We start from the raw sequence: 419 nt of genomic DNA, 5'->3' as shown, positions 1-419 counted from the left end.
GCTGCACAGTTTACACCTTCAATAGTTACCGAAGTAGATCCTCCAGAACCATCATAAGTGATACCATTCTCAGCCCACGTATACGACTCATCAGAACAAATCGTCACATCAGTCACCACAGGAGCAGGCTCCGGCGTTACTGTTAAGTTAAGTGTTTGATCAGCTGCACAGTTCACACCTTCAATAGTTACCGAAGTAGATCCTCCAGAACCATCATAAGTGATACCATTCTCAGCCCAAGTATACGACTCATCAGAACAAATCGTCACATCAGTCACCACAGGAGCAGGCTCCGGTGTTACTGTTAAGTTTAATGTTTGATCGGCCGCACAGTTCACACCTTCAATAGTTACCGAAGTAGATCCTCCAGAACCATCATAAGTGATACCATTCTCAGCCCACGTATACGACTCATCAGA

1 protein-coding gene is annotated in these 419 nt (G+C 45.1%); it reads right to left on the bottom strand.

Going from position 1 to position 419, the window contains the following annotated elements; genetic code table 11:
• A partial coding sequence (locus KWG70_RS17700; protein ID WP_230937371.1) for a hypothetical protein occupies window positions 1-419 on the bottom strand: 419 nt, incomplete at both ends.

The sequence above is a fragment of the Psychroserpens luteolus genome (assembly GCF_021032705.1).
In the GTDB taxonomy this organism is placed as follows: Bacteria; Bacteroidota; Bacteroidia; order Flavobacteriales; family Flavobacteriaceae; genus Psychroserpens; species Psychroserpens luteolus.
The sequence above is the reverse complement of the archived record's forward strand: the minus strand, read 5'-3'. Positions and strand labels throughout refer to the sequence as shown.